16 protein-coding genes and 1 pseudogene are annotated in these 17324 nt (G+C 61.9%); 11 read left to right on the top strand and 6 right to left on the bottom strand.

The annotated features are described in order from the left end of the window. The 3 genes from E5X88_RS12870 to E5X88_RS12860 are packed head-to-tail and all read left to right on the top strand — an operon-like array spanning position 1 to position 3590. Entirely contained in the window at positions 1-1524 is a 1524-nt protein-coding gene (locus E5X88_RS12870) for a tripartite tricarboxylate transporter permease (RefSeq protein ID WP_292161706.1), read from the top strand. 15 nt (positions 1525-1539) lie between these two features. After that, positions 1540-2724, top strand: coding sequence for a CoA transferase (locus tag E5X88_RS12865; protein ID WP_292161704.1), 1185 nt, complete (start codon positions 1540-1542; stop codon positions 2722-2724). A gap of 14 nt (positions 2725-2738) precedes the next feature. Further along, entirely contained in the window at positions 2739-3590 is an 852-nt protein-coding gene (locus tag E5X88_RS12860) for a citryl-CoA lyase (protein WP_292161868.1), read from the top strand. Between the two features lie 18 nt (positions 3591-3608). On the opposite strand, the gene E5X88_RS12855 is transcribed toward E5X88_RS12860, so the two are convergent. Then, positions 3609-4073 (bottom strand): NUDIX hydrolase, encoded by a 465-nt coding sequence (locus tag E5X88_RS12855; RefSeq protein WP_292161701.1) that lies wholly within the window; start codon positions 4071-4073, stop codon positions 3609-3611. Positions 4074-4205: 132 nt separating this feature from the next. After that, entirely contained in the window at positions 4206-4511 is a 306-nt protein-coding gene (locus tag E5X88_RS12850; protein WP_292161699.1) for a hypothetical protein, read from the bottom strand. A gap of 421 nt (positions 4512-4932) precedes the next feature. On the opposite strand from E5X88_RS12850, the gene E5X88_RS12845 reads away from it, so the two are divergent. The 7 genes from E5X88_RS12845 (at position 4933) to E5X88_RS12815 (ending at position 13727) form a co-directional block, all read left to right on the top strand. Further along, a complete protein-coding gene (locus E5X88_RS12845; protein ID WP_292161697.1) occupies positions 4933-5022 on the top strand; it encodes a K(+)-transporting ATPase subunit F in 90 nt (29 codons plus the stop codon). A gap of 146 nt (positions 5023-5168) precedes the next feature. Next, on the top strand, positions 5169-7283 hold the full coding sequence (gene kdpB / locus E5X88_RS12840; RefSeq protein ID WP_292161695.1) for a potassium-transporting ATPase subunit KdpB: 2115 nt from the start codon (positions 5169-5171) through the stop codon (positions 7281-7283). Positions 7284-7404: 121 nt separating this feature from the next. After that, entirely contained in the window at positions 7405-9087 is a 1683-nt protein-coding gene (gene kdpA, locus E5X88_RS12835; protein WP_292161693.1) for a potassium-transporting ATPase subunit KdpA, read from the top strand. A gap of 19 nt (positions 9088-9106) precedes the next feature. Continuing rightward, entirely contained in the window at positions 9107-9670 is a 564-nt protein-coding gene (locus tag E5X88_RS12830; protein WP_292161691.1) for a potassium-transporting ATPase subunit C, read from the top strand. A gap of 82 nt (positions 9671-9752) precedes the next feature. Then, positions 9753-12476, top strand: a complete 2724-nt coding sequence (locus E5X88_RS12825; protein WP_292161689.1) for a sensor histidine kinase KdpD — start codon at positions 9753-9755, stop codon at positions 12474-12476. Then, positions 12473-13162 carry a response regulator transcription factor gene (locus E5X88_RS12820; RefSeq protein ID WP_292161687.1) on the top strand — a complete coding sequence of 230 codons (690 nt, stop codon included), beginning with the start codon at positions 12473-12475 and terminating at the stop codon, positions 13160-13162. Before E5X88_RS12825 ends, E5X88_RS12820 begins: the two co-directional genes overlap by 4 nt. Positions 13163-13271: 109 nt before the next feature. Beyond that, on the top strand, positions 13272-13727 hold the full coding sequence (locus tag E5X88_RS12815) for a PTS sugar transporter subunit IIA (protein ID WP_292161686.1): 456 nt from the start codon (positions 13272-13274) through the stop codon (positions 13725-13727). Positions 13728-13812: 85 nt separating this feature from the next. Here the strand turns inward: E5X88_RS12815 and E5X88_RS12810 are convergent, their stop codons facing one another. From E5X88_RS12810 to E5X88_RS12795, 4 genes are all read right to left on the bottom strand, one after another. Then, on the bottom strand, positions 13813-13974 hold the full coding sequence (locus tag E5X88_RS12810) for a hypothetical protein (RefSeq protein WP_292161684.1): 162 nt from the start codon (positions 13972-13974) through the stop codon (positions 13813-13815). A gap of 20 nt (positions 13975-13994) precedes the next feature. Next, positions 13995-14183, bottom strand: coding sequence for a DUF3606 domain-containing protein (locus tag E5X88_RS12805; RefSeq protein WP_292161681.1), 189 nt, complete (start codon positions 14181-14183; stop codon positions 13995-13997). A gap of 53 nt (positions 14184-14236) precedes the next feature. After that, on the bottom strand, positions 14237-14569 hold the full coding sequence (locus E5X88_RS12800) for a DUF982 domain-containing protein (protein ID WP_292161679.1): 333 nt from the start codon (positions 14567-14569) through the stop codon (positions 14237-14239). A 442-nt stretch (positions 14570-15011) separates the two neighbouring features. Then, positions 15012-15773 carry an NYN domain-containing protein gene (locus E5X88_RS12795; RefSeq protein ID WP_292161677.1) on the bottom strand — a complete coding sequence of 254 codons (762 nt, stop codon included), beginning with the start codon at positions 15771-15773 and terminating at the stop codon, positions 15012-15014. 317 nt (positions 15774-16090) lie between these two features. Here E5X88_RS12795 and cml point away from each other — a divergent pair. Next, a pseudogene (cml, locus tag E5X88_RS12790) lies at positions 16091-17295 on the top strand (CmlA/FloR family chloramphenicol efflux MFS transporter). Positions 17296-17324 lie beyond the last annotated feature (29 nt).

Genomic DNA, 17324 nt, shown 5'->3' with positions numbered 1-17324 from the left:
ATGGAAACGCTTGGCCATCTCGCGCACGGATTTTCGGTCGCTTTCACGCCGGTCAATCTCATGTGGTGCCTGATCGGCACGACGCTGGGGACGGCGATCGGCGTGCTGCCCGGTCTCGGACCGGCGCTGACGATCGCCCTGCTTTTGCCGATCACCTATCAGGTGGCGCCGGAAGCGTCCTTCATCCTGTTTGCCGGCATCTATTACGGCGCCATGTATGGCGGCTCGACGACATCGATCCTGCTCAACACGCCGGGTGAAAGCGCGACCATCGTCACTGCGCTAGAAGGCAACAGGATGGCTCGTTCCGGCCGCGGCGGCGCTGCACTTGCCACCTCGGCGATCGGCTCCTTCGTCGCCGGCACGCTCGGCACGCTGGGGGTCGCGTTCCTGGCGCCGGTCGTGGTCAAATTTGCGCTGTCTTTCGGTCCGGCCGAATATTTTTCGCTGATGGTGCTGGCCTTCATCACGGTTTCGGCGGTGCTCGGCTCATCGTCGGTGCGCGGACTGACCAGCCTGTTCGTTGGCTTCGTCATCGGCATGATCGGCGTCGACCTGCAGACCGGCCAGCCGCGCTTCACCTTCGGCATGAGCCAATTGCTCGACGGCGTCGACGTGATCGTCGTCGCCGTCGGCCTCTTTGCGGTCGGCGAGACGCTCTACATGGCCTCGCGCCGCTATGCCGGCAAGGACGAGATCGTGCCGCTGAGGGGATCGCTCTACATGACAGCGGCCGAATGGGCACGCTCGTGGAAGGCTTGGCTGCGCGGCGCCCTGCTCGGCTTCCCGATCGGTGCCCTGCCGGCCGGCGGCGCCGAGATCCCGACCTTTCTATCCTATGCGATCGAGAAGAAGCTCTCCAACCACAAGGAGGAGTTCGGCACGGTCGGCGCCATCGAAGGCGTTGCCGGCCCGGAAGCCGCCAACAACGCATCGGCCGCCGGTGTTCTGGTGCCGATGCTGACGCTCGGCCTGCCGACCTCGGCGACGGCCGCGATCATGCTGTCAGCTTTCCAGAGCTATGGCATCAACCCCGGGCCGATGCTGTTCATGACGCAGGCCAATCTGGTCTGGGGGCTGATCGCCAGCCTGTTCATCGCCAATATCATCCTCGTCATCCTCAACCTGCCGCTGATCGGGTTGTGGGTGCGGCTGCTGAAAATCCCGGCGCCGCAGCTCTATGCTGGCATCCTGGTGTTCGCCACGGTCGGCACCTACGGCATTTCGCAGTCGCCGACCGACCTCGTCATCCTTTACCTGCTTGGCGGGGCCGGCTTCCTGATGCGGCGCTTCGATTTTCCGACGGCGCCGGTCATCATCGGCATGATCCTTTGGCCGCTCGCCGAAGCGCAGTTCCGCCGGGCGATGACCATCTCGAACGGCGACTGGTCGGTGTTCTACAAGCATCCGCTGTCGCTGACGCTGCTGACGCTGGCGTTCATCGGGCTGGTCGGACCGCATATTTGGGCATACGTCGAACGCAGGCGCAGGCGCGGACCGGAGCATGTTCCGGGCGATGCCTGAGCTCTTTGTGACATCATGACCGATCTGTTGTCCGGCATCCGCGTCCTCGACCTGACCAACGTTCTGGCTGGCCCTTATTGCGCCTATCAGCTGGCGCTGCTCGGGGCCGATGTGATCAAGGTCGAGGCGCCGCAGGGCGGCGATCTTGCGCGCCAGCTCGGCGGCTCGCCGGAACTCAACAGCACCGGCATGGGCGCTTCGTTCCTGGCGCAGAACGCCGGCAAACGATCGGTGGTGCTCGATCTCAAGAAAGAGGCCGATCGCGAACGCTTCCTCGATCTGGTCGCCTCCGCCGACGCGCTGGTCGAGAATTTCCGCCCCGGCGTGATGGACCGGCTGGGGCTCGGCTATGCAAGGCTGAAAGAGGTCCGCCCCAGCCTTGTCTATTGCGCGATTTCGGGCTTCGGCCAGACGGGGCCGATGCGCGACAATCCTGCCTATGACCAGATCATCCAGGGACTCTCCGGCATCATGAGCATCACCGGCACGCCGGAGACCGCGCCGCTGCGCGTCGGCTATCCCGTCGCCGATACGTTGGGCGGGTTGGTCGGAGCGTTCGCCATCACTGCTGCACTTGTGAGGCAGAAGACGACAGGCGAGGGCGCCTTCCTCGACGTGTCGATGCTCGAATGCACGCTCTCCGCGCTGGGCTGGCCGGTCTCCAACTATCTGACGGCTGATGTCGAACCGCGGCCGATGGGCAACGAGAATATGACGGCGGCACCTTCCGGCACGTTTCGCACCGGCGACGGCCTGCTCAACATCGCCGCAAACAAGCAGGAGCAGTTCGTCACGCTCTGCCGGCTGGTCGGGCTGCCGGATCTGGCATCGGATCCGCGCTTTGCCGAGCGCGAGACGCGCAAGCGCAACCGCATCGCCTTGAAGGAATTGATCGAGGACGCCTTGGCGAGCCGCTCGGCCGCGGCCTGGGAGGAGACGCTCAATCGCGCAGGCGTGCCGGCGGGCAGGGTGCTGACGATTCCGCAGGTGCTGGCCGAGCAGCAAGTGATCGGGCGCGACATGACCACACGTTTCGACGGCGTGTCGAAGATGGACCGGCCCCTGACCGTCGTGCGCGGCGGGTTCATGGTCGATGGCGCGGCACCCTTGCCGACCAAGCCGCCACCGACGCTGGGCGAGCATATGGACGAGGTGTTTGCCGGCTTGCCGCCCCGGGCAAAAACGAGAGTGAAGGCATGAGCGGCGCTGGGAACATGAGCAACGCTGGGAAAAAGACCGGGCGCGAGCGCGGGGAGGAATGGTGGCAGACGGGCATCATCGAAATGCGCCCTGGCGTGATCCGGCTGCGCGGCTACGAGATCCAGGATCTGATCGGCCGCGTCAGCTTTCCGGCGATGATCTGGCTGATGCTGCGCGGCGAACTGCCTGGTGAGGAACAGGCGGCGCTGCTCGGCATCGCCCTGGGTGCAGCCGTCGACCATGGGCCGCAGGCGCCGTCGATCGCAATTGCTCGCATGGCGGCCACCTGCGGCGTCGGCATCAACAGTGCCATGGCCTCGGCCATCAATGTGCTTGGCGACGTGCATGGTGGCGCCGGCGAGCAGGCGCTTGCCTTCTACGGCGACATCGCCGCGGCTTTGGATACAGGGTCGACGCTTGCCGATGCCGTCACGGTGCGGCTCGATCGTTTCTTCGCCGAGGAAGGACCCTATGTGCCGGGGCTCGGCCATCGCTTCCATCCAGTCGACCCACGAGCGCCGCGCCTCATCGAGCTGACCCGCGATTTTGCCGCGCGCGGCGTCGTCAGCGGACGTTTCGCCGACATCGCCGAGGCTATCGAGGCCGAGGTCGCGCGGCGCAAGGGCAAGAAAATCCCGCTCAACATCGACGGCGCCACCGCCGTCATCTATGGCGAACTCGGCTTTCCGCCGCCGCTGACGCGCGGTCTTTTCGTGCTCTCGCGCTCGGTCGGCATATTGGCGCATGCGTGGGAACAGTCGCAGGCGACCGACCGCAACAAGGGGCCACTGCCGCGCGAGTGGCTTTGGGCCTATACCGGCACGCCGGTGCGGCCTTTTCCCGAGGGGGATGACGGCTCCAAATGAGGCTTTGGTTCGACGTGGTTAAGCGGGCGCCTGGGGAACCTTCAAGTTCTTCAGCAGCGTCGACAAATCGGGCTCGTCGATAAGCATCGCCGCGTCTTCCGGCGCCAGCCATGCCCGCTGCCGCCTTTTGGCCTCCTGCCAATTGGCCAGCTCCTCGGTCACCGCCAGCAGATAGACGGTGACATCGACGCGGACGAAGCGGTTGGTCAGCCGCTTCCAGTAGGAATAGGTGCCGGCCGGCTCCTTCAGCGTTTTGCCGAGGACGCCGGCTTCCTCCTGCGCTTCGATGGTGGCTGCCTTGCGCCCGCTCTTGCCTTTCATCGGCCAACCCTTGGGCACGATAAAGCGCCTTGTCGATACCGAGGTGACCAGCATCACCTCGACTTCGCCACGCTCGCTTAGCCGAAAGGGAATCGCAGCGACTTGACGGACCCGCTCACCCTTCCTCGCCTTGCGTACGACCTTCTTCTTGGTGGCTGCCATTCCCGATGATCCAATCAGGGCAGTGCCCAAGCACAAGGCACGCTGCGAAATCAAAACCGCCTTTGATGCTACTTCAAGCACAGCGGCGTTCAAGTACATAAGTCGGCTAAATAAATGAAAAGCGCCGGCTCATCAACGGCAAGTGCTGACGAAGCCGTTGCCCGACCGCTGCAGCTGGCAAGTAGGCTCCATCTGCGGCACATCGGGCCGTTGCTGCGGCGCGATCTCGCGATCCTGGGCACGGAACTGCTGCTGCTGCTGCTGAAATTGCTGCCGCCGCAGCCTGTTCTCCAGCAGCAGCAATTCGTTTTGCTGGGCCAGGGTATTGCGATTGGCAGGATTGAGAACCTGCGCCGAGGCGGCCGGACTTGCGCCCGGCAAAGTCGCCGTTGCCAGCATTGCCGACACGAAGATCGTCGATAGGCGAAGTCGCGACATTCCATTCATTCCTGCAAAAAGAACCCCCAAACATATAGGGCAGTTGCCCGGTGATGCCATGGTTAAAGCCTCGCTGGGGCGGAATTGGTGGGGCTAAAGCCCATCGACCCTCATGCGCGGGCATCCGACCGAAGCATTGTGCGAAGGATGTCGTCGACCTGGTCGATTGCGGAGTCTGGAACCGTTTCGCGAACCCTGACGCGTGATCTGCCCTGCGGGATGTTGCACGGCATCTATATGAGATTCCTATAATCTCGACTTTGCTTCCCTCTCGAAAACATATGCGTTGACTGGCAACTAACCGCAACATGGGGCGGTGACCTTCGCATGCCCCTGGATGCGCTCCAAAAGCGTACCCACCAAGGAGGCGTCTCACTACCTCCTGACGTAGGTCGCATGGAGCATGCCTGAGGAGGCTGTGATGATTTTCGACTACGCGCTTGCAGGTGTCGTGACGGTGGCCCTGCTGATCTATCTCACCTATGCCCTGCTGCGGCCCGATCGATTCTAAGCAGCGGGTCATAATCTTTGCCGATTTGATCCGGACCGGCGACGACGGTCCATTCATGGTCGACCGACTGAGCCATTTGAGGGGCGGATCGCCGATCCTCTGGCACGCAAGCTAAGACACCATTTTTGACCGACGGAGTTACGTTGATGGACACTTCGAACCTGCGCAAGCGGATGCCGGTTTCGGCATTGGCCGATCCAAAGATCATTGGACCGGCGATCGGCTCTGCCTTCACCAAGCTCGACCCGCGGGTCCTTGCGAAGAATCCCGTCATGTTCGTGGTCGAGGTTGTCGCGGCGCTGACCACGGTCCTCTTTCTGCGCGATCTCGCGGTGGGTGCAGAGGGTCTCGGTTTCACATTCCAGATCATCCTCTGGCTCTGGTTCACGGTACTGTTCGCGAACTTCGCCGAAGCGGTGGCGGAGGGGCGCGGCAAGGCGCAGGCCGATACGCTGAGAAGGACACGGACGGAAACGCAGGCCAAGCTGCTGACGGAATCCGAGGGTTCCAACTACAAGACCGTCCCGGGCACCAGCTTGAAGGTCGGCGATGTCGTCCTGGTCGAACCGGGCGATACGATCCCGTCGGATGGCGAGGTTATCGAGGGTGTTGCCTCCGTCAACGAAGCGGCGATCACCGGCGAGTCGGCGCCGGTCATTCGGGAATCAGGCGGTGACCGCTCGGCGGTGACCGGCGGCACGCAGGTGCTATCCGACTGGATTCGGGTGCGAATCACAGCCGCGCCTGGCTCTACCTTCCTCGATCGCATGATCAAGCTGGTCGAAGGTGCCGAACGCCAGAAGACGCCGAACGAGATCGCCCTCAATGTCCTGCTCGCAGGCTTGACCATCATCTTTGTTCTGGCAGTGGCGACGATCCCCAGCTTCGCGAGCTATGCGGGCGGCAGCATCGCGATCCCGGTTCTCGTCGCGCTGTTTGTTGCCTTGATCCCGACGACCATCGGCGCGCTGCTGTCGGCCATCGGCATCGCTGGCATGGATCGCCTCGTGCGCTTCAATGTGCTGGCCATGTCCGGTCGTGCCGTGGAAGCTGCGGGCGACGTCGATACGCTGCTGCTCGACAAGACCGGAACGATCACGCTGGGCAATCGGCAGGCGACTGAATTCCGGCCGATCCGCGGCGTGTCCGAACAAGAGCTCGCGGATGCGGCGCAGCTTGCCTCGCTTGCCGACGAGACTCCGGAAGGCCGGTCGATCGTCGTGCTGGCCAAGGAGAAATACGGGATTCGCGGGCGTGACGTCGGCGAGAGCCGTGCCAACTTCATTCCATTCACGGCCCAGAGCCGCATGAGTGGTGTCGAGATCGGCGACTCGTGGGTGCGCAAGGGCGCGGTGGATGCTGTCCTGCGCTTCCTCAATGTTTCACCGGGCACGGCTGCGGCCGCAAGCACATCCCGTTCCGCACGCTCGGCGCCGAGCCCTGACGCGGTACGCGAGCTCAACGCCATCGCCGATGAGGTCGCCAAATCGGGTGGCACACCGCTTGCTGTCGCCCGGGACGGCAAATTGCTCGGCATCGTGCACCTGAAGGACATCGTCAAGGGCGGCATTCGCGAGCGCTTCCAGCAACTGCGGCTTATGGGCATCCGCACCATCATGATCACCGGCGACAATGCGATGACGGCCGCGGCGATCGCGGCGGAGGCCGGTGTCGACGATTTTCTCGCCCAGGCCACACCCGAGGACAAGCTCAAGCTCATCCGGGATGAACAGGCCAAGGGCAAGCTCGTCGCGATGTGCGGCGACGGCACCAACGATGCCCCGGCGCTCGCGCAGTCGGATGTCGGTGTCGCCATGAACACGGGCACTCAGGCTGCACGCGAAGCTGGCAACATGGTCGACCTCGACTCCAACCCGACGAAGCTGATCGAGATCGTCGAGATCGGCAAGCAGCTTCTCATGACCCGCGGGGCGCTGACGACCTTCTCGATCTCCAACGACGTGGCGAAGTATTTCGCGATCATCCCGGCGATGTTCGTAGCTCTGTATCCACAGCTGGGAGCGCTGAACATCATGGGCCTGGCGACGCCGCAGAGCGCAATCCTTTCGGCCATCATTTTCAATGCGGTGATTATCATCGCGCTCGTCCCGCTGGCGCTGAGGGGCGTTACATACCGAGCCATCGGCGCGCCAGCCGTGCTGCGCCGAAACCTGCTGATCTACGGATTGGGCGGGCTGATCATACCGTTCATCGGGATCAAGCTCATCGACATGCTCGTAACCGCATTACATCTCGCGTGATCGGAAGGATATTCCAATGGTGCTGATCTATCTGCTGCTCGGAATCGCAATCTTCGCCCTTCTTTATTGGATGACCTTGTCGGTCGATCGAGCCTGAAGCCAGGGACGCTGGAGCTGACCCATGTTTGCATATTCCATTCTATTCGTCGTTTTCATCGTTGGCGGCACTGCCCTTCTGTCCTGGCCGCTCGGCCGCTATATGAAGTGGGCGATGGACCCGGACGCACCCGACGTCGGCGCAGCCGGCCGGTTCAACGTGATCTTCCAAGCCTTCGGCGGCTCGATCACGCGCGCGCAGCAGGACTGGCAGCGGTACCTGATCGCCATGCTCATTTTCAACCTGATGATGTTCGTGGTGAGCTTCGGCATTATGGCCCTGCAGCAATACCTGCCGCTCAACCCGGACGGCATGGGAGCTGCCGAAGGGAGCCTGATCTTCAACACCGCGACTTCCTTCACCTCCAACACCAATCTCCAGCATTATTCGGGCGAATCGACCTGGAGCTACATGTCGCAGCTCGGCGCCCTGATGTGGCTGCAGTTCGTGTCGGCGGCGACCGGCATTGCCGCCTTGACAGCGCTCGCGCGTGGTCTTGCGGGCAAGGGCATGGGCAACTTCTTCGTCGACGTGCAGCGTGCCTCGTTTCTCGTGCTGCTGCCCGTAGCGCTCGTTGTCGCGTCGGCTATGGTGATTGGTGGCATGCCGATGACGTTCCAAGGCTCGGCGGTCGCGACGACCTTGGAAGGTGTCCAGCAGACAATTGCACGCGGGCCGGTCGCTGCGTTCGTGGCGATCAAGCAGCTCGGCACCAATGGCGGCGGCTTCTTCGGACCAAACAGCACGCACCCGTTCGAGAACCCGAATTTCTGGACCAATGCAATCGAGTTGATTTCCATCATCATCATTCCGATGGCGTGCGTGTGGATGTTCGGCCGGATTATCGGACGCATGCGTCACGCAACAGTTGTGTTCGGCGTGATGTTGGCGCTGGTGCTGACCAGAACCGCCTTTGCCGTCTATTTCGAAACGGCTCCCACGCAGGCCTTTGCCCAGCTTCCGATCGAACAGACTGTCGGCAACCTGGAAGGCAAGGAGCTGCGCTTTGGCACGACGTCCGGGCCGACCTGGGCCGTGCTGACCACTTCGACCAGCAACGGCTCGGTTGGCGCCATGCATGACAGCCTGAACCCGCTTGCAGGTCTCATGCCGATGATCGGCATGTGGCTGAACGAGGATTTCGGCGGCGTCGGCGTCGGCATGATCAACATGTTCCTCTACATCCTCGTCGGCGTGTTCATCGCCGGCATGATGGTGGGACGAACGCCGGAATACCTCGGCTGGCGCGTAGAGGCCCGCGAAGTCAAACTCGCCCTTCTCGCGCTTCTGACCCACGGGCTCTTCATTCTTGGCGGCACCGCCATCTTCGCGGCCACGCCGTGGGGCCAGGACACGCTGAACAATATCGGTCCGCACGGGTTCAGCGAGATGCTGTACGAGTTCAGCTCGGCGAGTGCGAACAACGGATCTGGCTTCGAAGGATTGGGCGACAACACGGTGCCCTGGAACGTGGCGACCGGCATCGTCATGCTGCTCGCCAGGTTCATCCCCATCATCCTGCCGCTGGCGATCGTCGGATCCCTGATGACGAAGCGGCGGACCGCGGAATCGGCGGGAACGCTCGGTGTGGAGGATGGAACCTTCGCAGGCATGCTTGTGGCGACGATCCTCGTCGTCGGCGCTCTGACCTTCTTCCCGGCTGCCACGCTGGGACCGGTTGCAGAGCATCTCATCTACATGAACTAGAAGGCTGGAGAACAGGCACATGGAACTTTTCATCGCTAGCATCCGCCTGGTCGTGGCCAGCATCCTCATCTGCGTTGTCGGCTACGCGACTGTGATCTGGGGTGTCGGACAGGTCATCAACCCCGAGGCCGCGGCAGGTTCGCTGATAACTCGCCCGGACGGAACAGTGGTTGGCAGCCGGCTGATCGCGCAGAAATTCACCCAACCGAAGTATTTTTGGCCACGGCCTTCGGCGGTGGACTATAATGGCGCCGGCGCAGGAGGCAGCAACAAGTCGCCCACAAGCACAGATCTTACGGATCGGGCCCGCGAGATCGTCGCGCAATACGGAGCTACCGCCGAGAACCCGTTGCCGCCCGAATTGGCCGCAGCGTCGGGCGGCGGCCTCGACCCCCATATCAGTGAAGAGGCCGCTCTCTATCAGGCGCCGCGGATCGCGACGGCGCGCAGTCTTTCGCAGTCGCAAGTCGAGACCTTGGTCAAGGACAATGCTTTCGCGCCGGGAGGATTCCTTACGCCGGGCCGGCTGGTGAATGTGCTGGAACTCAATCTCGCACTCGACCAGGTCGGGACGGCGCAATGAGCGGTCGGGCGTCGCATTCGGCTCGATGGGCGAGCCGAAACGCGGTGCTTTCTCGCCAACATCCGGATAGTATCGAGGCGTGATGCCGGAAGAACGACGAGACCATGACAAGCGACCCTCACCCGAGGCCCTGCTCGAGGCGGCCCGGATGGAGGAGGGCCGAGTCGGCAAGCTTCGCATTTTTGTCGGAGCCGCACCTGGCGTCGGCAAGACCTACGAAATGCTGCAGACCGCCCGTGCCCGGAAGAAGGACGGCCATGATGTCGTCGTGGGGGTTGTGGAAACCCATCGCAGGAAAGAGACCGAGGCTCTGCTGGAAGGGCTCGAAGTCATTCCTCGCCGAAGCATCGAGTACAGGGGCCGATGGCTCGATGAAATGGACCTCGACGCCATCCTGGCGCGCCGTCCACAGATCGTTCTCGTCGACGAGCTCGCCCACACCAATGCACCTGGCAGCCGTCACCCCAAGCGCTACCTCGATGTGCAGGAAATTCTGAATAGCGGCATCGACGTCTATACCACAGTCAACATCCAGCACATTGAAAGCCTGAACGACGTCGTCGCGCAGATCACACGAATCCGCGTTCGAGAGACGGTTCCGGATTCGATCTTCGACCGAGCGGATTCCGTCGAGCTGATCGATCTCACCCCAGAAGACCTCATCGGGCGCCTCAAGGAAGGGAAGGTCTATATTCCCAAGCAGGCAGAGCGGGCGCTGGAGCACTTCTTCTCGCCAGCCAATCTGACGGCGTTGCGTGAGCTTGCCCTGCGCCGCACGGCTGACCGCGTCGACGAGCAATTGCTGACGCAGATGCAGGCACGCGCCATCGCGGGACCATGGCCGGCCGGTGAACGCATTCTGGTCTGCATCAGCGAGGATCCACGCGCCGTGGGGCTGGTGCGCTACACCAAACGCCTCGCGGACCGTCTGCACGCTCCCTGGACGGCACTCTCCATCGAAACGCGGCGCAGCCTGCAGCTGAATGAAGAGCAGCGTGACCGCGTGGCAGATACGCTTCGCATGGCGCAGAGCCTCGAGGGCGAGGCCATCACCATCCCGGGGGGCGCGCGCCGTGTCGCCGATGACCTGATCGCCTATGCACAGGCGAACAACATCACGCATATCGTCATCGGCAAGTCGACCCGTTCGCGATGGTTCGAGATTCTGCACGGCTCCGTCGTGCATGACCTTGTGCGTGGAGCCGGCAACATCAGCGTTCACGTCATTGCCGGCGAGGAGCTGAAGAGCGATCTCATCCCCAGGAAGACGGTGACGACGGCCGAACGGCCGCAGCCCTTCGACTTTTTACCCTACGCCTACGCGGCGCTCGGGGTCGCTGTGGCGGTCGCAATGAGCATAGCGTTATGGCCGTTGATCGGCACCACGAATACCGACCTCGTCTTCCTCACCGCTGTCGTCGGCATCGCCGTGCGCTTCGGCTTGTGGCCTTCGCTTTTTGCCAGCGTCGTATCGGCCCTTTGCTACAATTTCTTTTTTACCAACCCTTACTACACGTTCTTCATTTCCGATCCAACGAACGTCATAGCTGTCCTGTTCTTCACGGTCGTCGCCATCGTCGTTTCGAATGTTGCGGCGCGCGCGCGCGCACACTCCCTCGTTGCGATGGCCCGCGCCCGCACCACGGAGCTGCTTTATTCCTTCACTCGAAAACTCGCCAGCGTCGGTATTCTTGACGATGTTCTCTGGGCAACTGCTTACCAGGCAGCATTGATGCTGAAAGTACGGGTGGTTCTGCTCCTGCCGGAAAATGGTTCGATTGCCGTCAAAGCTGGCTATCCACCCGAAGACACTCTGGACGAAGCCGATTTGGCGGCGGCCAAGTGGACCTGGCAAAGCAATCGCCCCGCCGGGCGCGGCTCCGAGAACCTGCCCGGCGCCAAGCGCTTGTTCCTGCCCATGCGAACCGGACGCGGGGCAGTGGGTGTTGTCGGCATCGACAGCGACAAGCCGGGGCCGCTTCTCACACCAGACGGGCGTCGCCTGCTCGACGCCTTGGCCGATCAGGCGGCGCTGGCGATCGAGCGGGTCCATCTGGTCGAGGACATGGAACGGGTCAAACATACCGTTGAAACCGAGCAGCTACGGTCGGCTCTCCTGACATCGATCTCGCATGACCTAAAGACTCCTCTCTCGGCGGTGCTCGGATCGGCGGAAGCGATGCGGAACATGTGGCCCGACCTTGCGGATGCGCAAAGAGCCGATCTGCTTGCGACGATCATCGACGAGGCCGAGCGGCTCAACCGGTTCATCGCCAACCTGCTCGACATGACCAAGCTCGAATCGGGCGCGATCATTGCGAACACATCTCTACACGACGTCGGAGAAATCGTGGGAAGCGCGCTTGATCGCGCTGCCCGAATTCTTGCTCAGCATGAGGTCGAGCTGGAGTTCGCCCCCGACCTGCCGATGCTGATGCTCGATGCTGTTCTGTTCGAACAGGCACTGTTCAATCTCCTGGACAATGCGGCCAAGTACTCCCCGGCCGGAACAACCATCCGCATAGAGGGCTGGCGTGATGAAAATTCGGTCTGCCTGGAGGTGTTCGATGAGGGCGATGGTATTCCGATTGGCGACTTGGAGCACATTTTCGACAAGTTCTACCGGGCGCGAAAGGGCGATCAAGTTCGGGCCGGCACCGGCCTGGGGCTCGCGATTTCGCAGGGGTTCATCGAAGCGATGAACGGGACAATCACCGCGGCGAACCGCTCGGACCGCCCTGGAGCGGTGTTCACGATCAGGATGCCCGTTCCCGCGAACTCCAAGCAATTGGACACTGCCGCATGACTGCTTCCACGCCCCGGGTTTTGGTCGTCGACGACGAGCCGCCCATCCGCAAGCTGCTGCGTATGGGTTTGGGGACTCACGGCTATGACGTTCTCGAAGCGCCGAACGGAAAGGCCGGTCTGGAGTTGCTGGCCCAGAATCCCGACCTGGTCATTCTCGATCTCGGTCTTCCCGACATCGACGGCCTCGAATTGCTGAGGATGATCCGCGAGCGCAACGAAGGCGTCCCAATCGTGGTTCTGTCAAGCCGGGGCGACGAGGCTGGCAAGGTCCAGGCGCTCGATTTCGGCGCCGACGATTACGTCACGAAACCCTTTGGCATGGATGAGCTTCTCGCACGAATGCGAGCCGCACTTCGGCACCAGCTCCAGGTGCAGGGCGAGCGACCGATTTTCCATGTCGGCGATCTTTCCGTCGACCTGGTGCGTCGCATCGTGAAGATGGGCGAACAAGAAATAAAGCTCTCACCCAAGGAGTATGATCTGCTGCGCCTGATGGTTCAGCATGCCGGCAAGGTGCTGACGCACAGGTTCTTGTTGAGCGAAATCTGGGACGGTCTGACCGACACCCAATACCTGCGCGTCTATGTCCGGCAGATCAGGCAGAAGATCGAAAAGAATCCTGAACGCCCCCAATATATCCTCACGGAGACCGGGATCGGCTATCGGCTGCGTGCGCCGAACTGAAGGCGGCAGTGCGCCGGAAGATCGAGCCGAACGAGTTTCAACACCCCGACCTGCTCAAGGTGGCCCGATCTGCTCAAGGTGGAAAGTGGGGCAAAAGAGGGCATCATCAATGGAATCTGGCAAGAAGATCGGCGACTTCATTCCGTTCGAGAATATCGTTCTCGATCTCTCCGTATCGAGCAAAAGCGAATGTCTTCACGTGCTGGCAAACCGCGCCGCAAAGACGCTTGGTCTCGATAGCCAGATACTCCTGAACGCCTTGATGGCACGCGAAGCGCTGGGCTCGACAGGTTTAGGTGACGGAGTCGCAATCCCGCATGCACGTCTCTCCGAAGTCCAAAAGCCTTTCGGTATCTTTGCCAGGCTCGATCGGCCTCTGGACTTCGACGCAATCGATGAGCAGCCAGTCGATCTCGTCGTTCTGCTCCTGTTTCCAGAGGTACCAAGCGGCGATCAGCTCAACCTTCTCGCCAGCACGGCGCGATGCTTGCGCGACCGCGCGTTCGCGGATCGGTTGCGACGCCAAACCAACGAACGTGCATTCTATGAGCAGTTGAGCAGCTGACAGGGCTGTCTGACGCATCGATCACCTGTCGTCACTTGGCGGCAGGCGTCACAATCGGCCTCACCGCAATCGCCAGATCGGCGGCTCAGCCTTCGGCCTTGAAGTTCTTTGCTTCCTTCTCGACCTTGGCGCTGCCCTTGCCGTGCTTGCGCATCAGATCCTTCGCTTGATTGGGCGAAACGTCGGTGGTCTCGGCCAGGCGCAGGGCTTCCTTGTCGTCCCGTACGCGTTTCTTCCGATCCGCCATTGCGGCTTTCTCGTCAGGCATTACAACGCCTTTATGCTCTCGGCGATCTCATTCAGCACCTTGCGGTCGGTGCCGTGGCGCTTGATGAGCGTGCGAGCCTGGTCCGGAGTGATGCCAGCCTCCTCAGCGAAATGCCTCACCTCATAGTCTTCGTCGCCGGCCACTCGTGAACGATCGCGGCTGTCGGTCCTGGTCTTGTCGTCGGCCATGGCAGTTCTCCTCGTTTCACGAGGACATAACGAGGAAGTTTTCGCGAGGTTCCTTAGTGCCGGCCTTCGCGCACAAACACATTGGCTTCCTTGGCGGCGGCTGTGAATGCCCGCCGCGCGCTGCCAACCGCCCGCCGCTGCTCCATCGCATCCATCATGGCTTTCAAGGCCGCGCGGTATTTCGACCCACGCTTTTCGTCTGGCCATTTATCGACCAGAAGCGAGGCCGCCTGGACCGTCCTCGTCACATAAAGGGAGCGTCCGATCCGTCCACTCTCGATCATCACGGGAACGTCGAATTGTTCATCACGCATTGACGCCACTCCTTGACTCCAGCGAAATAAACGACGCAGCCGGGTATTCGTTCCGATGACGAATGGCGTCATCCATTGGATCGCAAATTCATGATTGCTGAGTCGCTCATGTCGCCGGTGTCGTTCAGATGGTGAGCAAGCTCGTAGCGGGCAGGGCGACATGCATTAGCGCGACCGGTGGTCGAACACGACCCCCATGGTCCTACCAATTGCGGTCATGACGATAAGCTCGACCAGATGATCGTCGCTGTCCCCACAAGCCGGAGCTGCCCGGCGGATGGCATCTATTGCGGCTCTGGTCGATATGGTGTCGCCGGCGCGGAATCTTGAAAGCGCAGATGAAACAAGTTCCTGAACTGTCAAATCAACGACAGGCGGTCTGGACGCTACGTTCATTGGCTTCTCCCGCCAAGAACTCCCTCTCATGAGGATGATACGCCGAATGGCAGTTTCCGCCAGCGAAATAGTGGTCCGACCAGAGGCCGGCCGGATCGGCCAAGGTTCCTCTGCAGGGTCAGCGCGACGCTGCCGATTTCGATCTCTCCTGCTTTCTAGCCGCCGGCTTGATCCTTATACGCACCGCTCCACCCTCGGGATGATCGATCTCAAAGGCATTGGTCTTCCGCACGAGGTCGCTCAGCTTGCGAAAGCCAAAGGTTCTAGGATCGAAGTCCGATGCCAGATTGGCGAGTTGATTTCCTACAATGCCGAGCGGCACCCAGCCGTCCTCGGTTTCCATCTGTGAAATGACCTTGGTGATGATCGGCGTCGCGGCGCTGGGCGGCTGCAGCGATTTCGTCGGCGCCGTATCCTGAGCGTTGGCCGGCGCGGTCGGAAGCAGGTTCTCGGTGTACACGAACCGGCGGCATGCCTGCCGAAAACTCTCGGGTGTCTTCTGCTCGCCAAATCCGTACACGTCGATCCCTTGTTCCCTGATGCGAGCGGCGAGGCGGGTGAAATCGCTGTCGGAGGACACCAGGCAGAAGCCCTCGAACCGTCCACTGTGAAGGAGGTCCATCGCGTCGATGACGAGTGTGATGTCGGATGCGTTCTTGCCGGTGGTGTAGGCGAATTGCTGCTGCGGGACGATCGCGTGCTTTGAGAGCACATCGGCCCATGCCTTCGAACGGGTGTTGGAGAAGTCGCCGTAGATGCGACGAACGCTTGCTTCGCCGATCTTTGCGATTTCCTCGAACAATCCGTCGGCAATCTTGGCAGAAGCGTTGTCTGCATCGATCAGCACTGCAAGCCGTGGAGAACGTGGTTCAGTCGCCAAGGTGGGCCCCTATTTTTGACATCGTACCAAAGACATACGGTGCAGCGGCACCATGCGAAACCTTTTTATCAGGATTTCCAGGGCAAGCCTTCTGTCGAGAGCCATGCAACGGCGTTGTCAAGCCGAGGGCGGTCGGGTAAGGGGCTCGTTCGTCAATCATTTATCGTGTGGAGCATCGGCATGGGAGCCGCAAAGTCGTCGGATAGGTAAGCCGCAACAACTCGCTTTGTTGTTGCGGCGCTCTGTCCAACCCATCCCCAGCCGATCGCTGACGAGCAGACGCCGCCGGATTTCTCTTATTCGAGCGGATAATCATCATGACCACCACACGCCCCTTATGGGGCTATCCGCTGTCGGCGGCCTTGCTGCTGATGGCGCCTTTTGACGTTCTCGCCTCCCTGGCGATGGACATCTATCTCCCCGTCGTTCCGGCGATGCCCGCAATCCTGCGCACGAGCCACCCGTGATCCAGCTTACGCTGAGCCTCTACATGGTGATGCTTGGCGTGGGGCAGGTCGTGTTCGGGCCGATCTCGGATCGCATCGGGCGGCGCCCGGTGCTGCTCGCCGGAGCCGTGCTTTTTGCTGCCGCTTCGCTGGGGGCGGCTTCATCGTCGACTGCCGCCCCCTTCGTCATTTTTCGTCTGCTGCAGGCCGTTGGCGCCTCGGCGGCGCTGGTCGCAACTTTCGCCACGGTTCGGGACGTCTATGCCGATCGCCCGGAAGGCGTCGTCATCTATGGCCTGTTCAGTTCGATGCTGGCCTTCGTGCCGGCGCTCGGCCCTGTCGCGGGAGCGCTGATTGCGGGCAATTTCGGGTGGCGGGCCATCTCCATCGTTCTGGCGGCGCTATCGGTGCCAGCCATACTGAATGCCGCACTCAGATGGCATGAGACCCTGCCCGAAGACCAGGCTGTCGCCCGCCGGTCGGTGCTGCCGGTCTGCGCCAGCCTACAGTTCTGGACTTACACATTGGCGTTCAGCGCTGCCATGGGCACCTTCTTCGTCTTTTTCTCAACGGCGCCGCGTGTCCTCATCGATCGGGCCGGTTATTCGGAGCTCCGGTTCAGCATCGCCTTCGCGACCGTTGCGGTCGTCATGATCGTGGTAACCCGCTTCGCAAAGGCATTTGTCGCCCGGTGGGGTATTGCTGGAAGCGTAGCGCGCGGCATGGCCTTGCTCCTGTGCGGCGCGGTTGTTCTCGGCCTCGGCCAGATACTCGGCTCACCGTCCTTCGGCAGCTTCATCGTGCCGATGTGGGTCATGGCGGTTGGCATCGTCCTTACCGCATCGGTCACGGCCAATGGCGCGCTTGCGGGATTCAACGACATCGCCGGATCGGCCTTCGCATTCTATTTCTGCATTCAAAGCCTAGTCGTGGGCACTGCCGGAACGTTGGCGGTGACGCTGTCGAATGGGGATAGCGCATGGCCGTTGATTAGCTATGCGGCTGCGATGGCGATGCTGGTGTGGACTGGGCTGGCACTGCTCCGGTCGCGCACCCGCCGCTCGTACGAGCGGTGAGATCGGCGGGCGGCGTTTCATGCCGCCCG

This window comes from Mesorhizobium sp., from assembly GCF_004962245.1.
Taxonomy (GTDB): domain Bacteria; phylum Pseudomonadota; class Alphaproteobacteria; order Rhizobiales; family Rhizobiaceae; genus Mesorhizobium.
The sequence above is the reverse complement of the archived record's forward strand: the minus strand, read 5'-3'. Positions and strand labels throughout refer to the sequence as shown.